The sequence below is a fragment of the Flavobacterium sp. genome, assembly GCF_049318325.1.
Classification (GTDB): domain Bacteria; phylum Bacteroidota; class Bacteroidia; order Flavobacteriales; family Flavobacteriaceae; genus Flavobacterium.
This window is the reverse complement of record NZ_JBMOGQ010000117.1, coordinates 1-7,092: the sequence shown is the minus strand read 5'-3', so window position 1 is coordinate 7,092 and position 7,092 is coordinate 1. Positions and strand designations below refer to the sequence as shown.

Below are 7,092 nucleotides of genomic sequence, written 5' to 3'. Positions count from 1 at the left end.
TTGATTCAAAGGTAAATTAGCAGGAATTACAATTGTTGTTATTCCAGTTGAAGCAAAAGCATCAGTTGTTACACCTTGATCTGCCAAACCCGCTGCATTTGCTGCCGGATTCCAATCTATACTGTAAGAAGTTGGTGAATTAGCAACTGATGAAAAAGTCAACAAAGGATATTGAATGGATGCACTAGAACATAAAGATTGAATACTGATACCTGACATGACAGGCTTATTAACTACAGAAACTGTAAAAGTTGTTCCTGGGCTTACACATCCATTGGCATTTTTCACCGATATAGTACCTGTATAGGTGTTTTCAGCCGTATTAGCAGGTATTGAAATGGTTAATGGACTTGCCGTAATTGAAGCATCAGTAACTCCAACAAAACTATTAGCAGGAACTGAATTCCATGCAATACTATATAAGGTAGGCGTGGCAACAGGATTGGAATAAGCTAATGTTGTAGTTTGAGCTGTTGCACTAAAACAAGTTGACGCTGCAGATGCTGCAGGTGTTATAGATGGCTGACTAATAATTAGTGTAATTGTTCTAGGAGCTGCACCAACACCACAACCTGAATTTCTTGGTGTCACTGTCCCAGTATACGTACCTCCCGGTGTTCCAGCAGGTACATTAATAGTTATAGAACCTGAACTACTTGGAAACGGAATATTTGAAAAAGTTTGTAATGAATTAGCTGGCGATGCATTCCAAGTAACATCATAGCTGTTTGCAACATTAGCTCCAGAATAATTATAAGTTACCGTTTGACTTGAAGCACTGAAACATCTAGTTTGAGATGAAACTGTCATGGTTACAGCAGGCGAAATATTAACAGCTAACGAAAAAGAATAGCTTGCACTGATGCACCCTTGCGCATTTTTAACCACTATTGTTGCGGTATTAAGAACTGAATTGTCAGCACCTGGTGGAACAGTTACATTTATAGTACCTGAAGCTCCTGCTGGGAATGGTGCATCTGTCATAGTTACAAAACCTGATGGCAAATAACCCGCACCCCAAATAATACTATACGTTGCAGGAGAACCTGATGTAGCAGAATAAGCCAGAGTAGTAGTTTGACTAGCAAAATTAAAACAAACTGATGCAGCTGATGCAGCAATAGTAACAGTAGGCGGGATTATTAATGAAATAACCGCACTTCCTGTCCTATCAGCTGGTCCCGAAGAACATCTGCTATCACTTAACGCACTTATCGTATAGGTAGTTGTTGTGGAAATCGCAGGTGTAGTAAATGTGTAAGGGCTCGTCAAAATTCCAGTTACTGTGGTAGACGTTGTACCATTTGTATAGGTTAAACTCCACGGAGCAACTCCTGTTAATGCAACGCTAAGGCTAGCTGTTGCACCGTTACAAACCGACTGCGAGCCACTTATAACCGAGGTTGGTTTAGGACTTACAGTTACTAAAACACTATCTGAAGGGGAACTACACCCATTAAAAGAAGTAGTCACTGTATAGGTTTGAGTTGTTGTTGGAGTTGCAATTGGATTTGCAATTGATGTTGAGCTTAATGATGAATTAGTATTCCACGAATAATTTAAAGTTGGAATACCCGTTACAATTAGATCATCAATGTACCAAAAATCTATATTGAAACTATTTCCGCTAAGTCTATATCTAATGTAAAAACTTGTTCCGTCAAGTGCACCAAGATTCACACTTACAGGGCCTGCTGCAATATTTCCTGTAGGCGCTACATTCCATCTAGGTGTCCATGTTACCCCATCTGGAGAAGTATCTACGTATAAATTGAAAGTCCCTGAAAACCAGTCTACAGCGCTATTGAAGGTTAAATTCAAAGAAGTATAACCTGTAGTATTGATTAATTGATTTGGATAAATCCAAAAGTCATCTGTACTGGAAGGAGTCCAATTAAATCTTAATTCACCACTTGCCGCACCACCCGCTAAATTAGTTGAAACGGCACTCCAATTTGTATGGCTAGTAACTAAGCCAGCGCCCGATGAAAAATTATTTTGATAAATAGGCTGAGGACTTATAACCCCTGCAGCATTTAGAGTCAAAGGTCCTCCTGTACATATGTTGGCATCAGCACCTGCGTTTGGAGTAGATGGCCTTGGGTTTACGGTAAAAACCGGGACAGTAGCTAAAGCACTATTTCCACTTGCTGTTGCTGTAGAAACCGTTACTAGTCCAGAAGTTGCTGTAGCAGGTAAATTTACTGTTACGGAAGTTGCTGTAGTAGCGGTAGGAACGGCAGTAATACCATTAAATGAAACTGAGTTAACAGCTGACATATTCGTTCCTGTAATTGTTACGACAGTGGCTACACCTGCGCACGCAGATGTTGGTGTAAAACTTGATATTGTTGGAACTGTAACACAAGATAAACTAACATCCCAACCTGCTGGAGTTACAGAAATATCTGATGTAAATCGGAATGTTAATTCACCTCCTGGCGCAGTGGAGAAAAAAGTTTGGCCAGCAGCAATTTGAGCATTGGTGTAAGTCCCAACTAAATTAGCTGCTGTAGCTGTTGTACCATTATATATAGATAGAAAATCATAATTATTTTCTAGTGCAAATGAATTAAATACAGCTTTAAGTTTTGATCCTGCTGTGGCTGGAACAAAAGTATAGGTATAGGACTCATTATTTGTATAAGGAGCTGTAGGCCCTCCACTATCATAAAACTTAGCAAAACAAGTGGTTAAACTTCCACCATTTGTTGTAGCGTTCAAGTTTACTACATCAAGCACACCAGTAAAAAAACTAATTGGCCCAACCCAAGCACTCTGGTTTGATCCACCACAATTGGTTCTCACCCAAGCATAGTAGGTTACTCCATCTGTTAGGCCTGTTAAATTCGCTGATGTAGCACTTGTAATTAAAGTACCCGAAGTTGGAGTTGCACTTGAAGTTGAAAAAGCATATTCATAAATACTTCCGAGTGTATTTGAAGCATCCGACCATGAAATTGTAGCAGATGTTCCAGTAACAAATGAAGATGCTAACCCAGTTGGCAAAACAACGGCACAGGGTGGAATAGGTAAAATGTTAACTATATAATCCTCAGTTTCACCAAAGATACTGCCTGAAGCACCACAAGCCATAGCTGTCGTTAGTGCCGCATTATCACCCCCTCTAACTCTCATTCTAGTGTTTCCAGTTATAGCTCCTGCTGGAATTACAATTGTAAGTACTGATGTTCCGTTTGAACCAGCATTATTTACAGAAACGACACCTTCGGAAACTTCAAACAAACTGTTCTGGTTGTAATCTATCCAAACTCCAACATACTGTCTTGACTGAGTACCGAATGAAATTGAAATAGTAGAAGTTGAATTTTGATATAAAGTAGGAATTGTAACTGAATTATAGAAGGTGTAAAAAGCAGGTCCTGCAGACGCCCCAGAAGTGTTGTTAAGTGCGCCAAGAGTTACATTTGTAATTTCATCTCCTGTAGCACTCCCCGTTGCGTAAGTGGGATTACAATATGATATAGAACCAGTAGTTATAGTTGTTGTATTGGAATCAGAACTTGTTGCACATGAATTTATTGCTCTCACTCTATAATAGTAAGGTGTGTTTATAACCAAACCAGATACTAAATAAGAAGAAACATTACCAACTAATAGATTATTATAACCCGGTAAAAAAGTGGCAAAAGTATTTGAAGTTGAAACATCTAAATAATAACCTGTAGCTCCGACTAAAGCAGTCCAGTTTGCAACAAATGAAGAAAAAGATGGACCCGTAGCTGCAGTAGTAGTGGTTGGCGATAGCGGGCCATTAATTAAAATTCCTCCTGATACCGCACTATTGGTTACACAACCAGCTGTATTTGTAACTTGACAAAAATAATAAAGTGTTCCAGAGGTCGTGGTTAAAGGAGGATAAGAGTTACTAGTGGCTCCACTTATAGATATAGCCCCTGAAGTAGACGATACAATATTGCTAAACCACTGATAAGAAGTAATAACACCCGATACAGTGCTAGCTGTTACTGACAAAGCTGAGGCTGTTGCATTCAAACAATAGGTTTGCGCGAGTGTGGTATTTAAAATGACTACAGGTGCATCTATGACATTTACCGAAGAAGTAACTGCATTACAACCTGTAGTTGAATTATTAAAACTAAAGTTTACACTCCCAGAGGAAACACCTGTTACAATCCCTGCATTGGTTATAGTAGCTATACTATTGTTGCTACTTGACCATGTTCCGCCCGTAGTTGGTGATAAAGTAATAGTACTTCCTACACAAACAGAAGACCCTGCACTTACTACTGGCAAAGCATTAATGGTAACCGCTGAAGTGGTTGCGCTACAACCAGTAGTGCTATTTGTAAAGGTAAATGTTGCGCTACCTGCTGAAATACCAGTAACTATGCCTGAATTAGTCACCGTAGCCTTGGTAGCATCACTACTTGACCAAGTTCCACCTGTGACAGGCGAAATTGTAATTGTACTTCCAACACAAACAGATGACCCTGCTGAAACTGTAGGCAAAGCATTTACTGTGTAATTGGTTGGACTAATTGCGGTACCTCCATTAGTAAGCACCACGGCTCCTGAAGCAACCGCCGTAGTTGGTGTAATTGTTATAGTTGTTCCATTAACATAAGTTGCTGTTGCAGCAAAACCGCCGACAGTTGCAGACATAGCTGTATTTGTAAAGCCAGTACCTGTAACCGTAAATGGCGTTCCCGAACAACCGCTTGAAGCACTTAAAGAGGTAATGGATAAATCTGCAATACACTCTACATTAACATCAAATCCTGACAAAGGCGTTAAGATCGAGGAAACAAATTTTACCGTAATAAAACCACTCGGGTCTGTAGAAGTGAAACTATTGACTGGTGACTGGGCAGCACCTGGTAAAAGAGAAGTATTTGTATAAGCATTAGAATTAGCAAATTCGTTACCTGCTATTGCACCATTACCATTATAAACTGTTATATTAGCTAACGCATCCAAAGCAAATAAATTCACAAAGGTTAATCTAACTTTTTCTGATGCGTTTGTAGGTTGAAATACTACAATCTGAGTTTGAGGAGGAGTTCCTCTAACCACAGCCCCACTTAATGCAGTGGTAGGCGCAACACTGACGGTAAAGCTTGTAGCATTTAAAATGCTTGTTACAGTTGTTCCAGCAGCAAAAGCTCCCGTACCGCTTACCATAGCAATTGACATTCCTACTACCAAATTAGCAGTAGTAGCAACTGTAATAGTAGTACCAGCAGATGATGCCCCTGAAGATACATAGGGCGTAGTAACTAATGTTCCAAATACAGTAGCCGCAATTAATGGTGTGGTAGGTGCAACACTGACGGTAAAGCTTGTAGCATCTATTATATTTGTAACAGTAGTTCCTGGCGAAAAAGCACCAGTTCCTGCTTGAACAGTTAAAAACATGCCAACAACTAAATTTGTAGTAGTACCCACAGTGACTGTTGTGCCTACTGATGTTGCAGTAGCCGCAGATTGATAGGTTCTGGGGCTGCTGTAGTTATCCGACAATCCTCCTTGATCATAAAATTTTAATACCCCTGATCCAGCAGCAGGAACAGTAACTGAGCTGCAGGTTGAGTTCCCACGTTCGGGAACAACAATAGTATTTTGGGATGCGATGGTAGATGTCCAAGAAATATCATCTAATTGTAAACCAGGCGCTCCTGAAGCACCAGAAACTGCATCATATGTTATTCTCACTCTAATATTAGTAAATGCCGATAAATTAACTGTATAAGCAGAATATGCAGTTGATGTTGTCGTTGCTGAAGCAAATCCTAAAACAGTAGACAAATCAGAAGTCAACCATTCCACTTTAATAACAACATCTCTAGTTGTGAGAGTACTTCTATGATAAAACTGAAATATGTTTGGATTTACAATTATTGGTGTAGTTACATTGGCTCCTAAGGTAGCACCCATATTTAGAAAATTAGAACCAGACCTACTTGCTGCAGCACTTGATGCTGGTGTAACAGCTGCGGCACTAAAAGCCCAACCATTAGTTATCATTGTTGGTCTAGTAGCGGCTGCTCCAAAACTCTCAAAAACTTGATACGGCCCAATGCATTGCGCATTAATTTTGCTCGTAATTCCAAAATTCAACACCAGCACTAGAGTCAGCACCAAAATATAAGACTTTGTTTTAAAAGAGGCAAACAAACTACTAATTGGGGGTAGTAAATTTCTATTCATAATATTTTTAATGTTATAACTAAATACAAAAAAGTAAATTCAAATTCTAAATGGTCATAAAAGCTATATTACTTAAAAGTCTTTAAAAAATAACATCTTTTTCAAGCAATAATAACACAACCACAAAGAAAAACACACACTAACCAAAGCTGTCAGCAGGAATACTATTTAGGTAAACAAGGGGGTATAAAAATACACAAAAAATTAATTAATAATCAATACATTGTAAATAAATTAAAAAACCAACATAAAAACCAACATAAAAACCAATAAAAAATAAAGGAAGAAAATAATTCTTATAATAGACCCTGCGTTCTTTTCATAAAAAACTTTGCTGTCCCTAGGCTTCGGGAAGCGTAAAAAACTCAAAAAACAACATAGCATATTTACTTCGTCTGTTCGCTATGGTTGTGAGTAATCCTTGATAGATAACGCAGAACAAATCATATAAAACAAAGTAATCAATGTGATTTAGCTGCGCTCAACCCAAAGGTGTCTCATATGACGAAATGACACAAGAGATGCCAGGAGAATAATTTCAGACACTTCAATGTTTTTCTTATTTGGAAATTACTAAAAGAGTAATTAATAATAGTCAACCTTCATAGGAGCTATTTTTAATCTTTACAAAAATAAGGCATTATTTTGAGTAGAAAATCTGAAAAATTCATCAAGTTCCATTTTACCAAAGAAATCTCATCAGCTAAATTAACCAATGGATTTCTATGGTATATGGTAGGTAAACTAATTTTTGAATCAGTTTTATATTTCTTCTGGAAGGTTAACTAAATAATCAGTTTTTGACTTATTAGTTGAACACGTTTAATTTATAAATGGATTAAATTTTATTATTATGGACGTGAAATTTCTATACCTGAATCCGAATTATTAAATAGTATT

The 7,092-nt window shown here is 38.1% G+C and carries 1 protein-coding gene; it reads right to left on the bottom strand.

The genetic code is table 11. The features are described 5' to 3' along the window. Nucleotides 1-6,192, bottom strand: a 6,192-nt coding sequence (locus ACOYLP_RS09735; protein ID WP_422855980.1) for a beta strand repeat-containing protein, incomplete at its 3' end; no start/stop codon positions are given. Nucleotides 6,193-7,092: the final 900 nt, after the last annotated feature.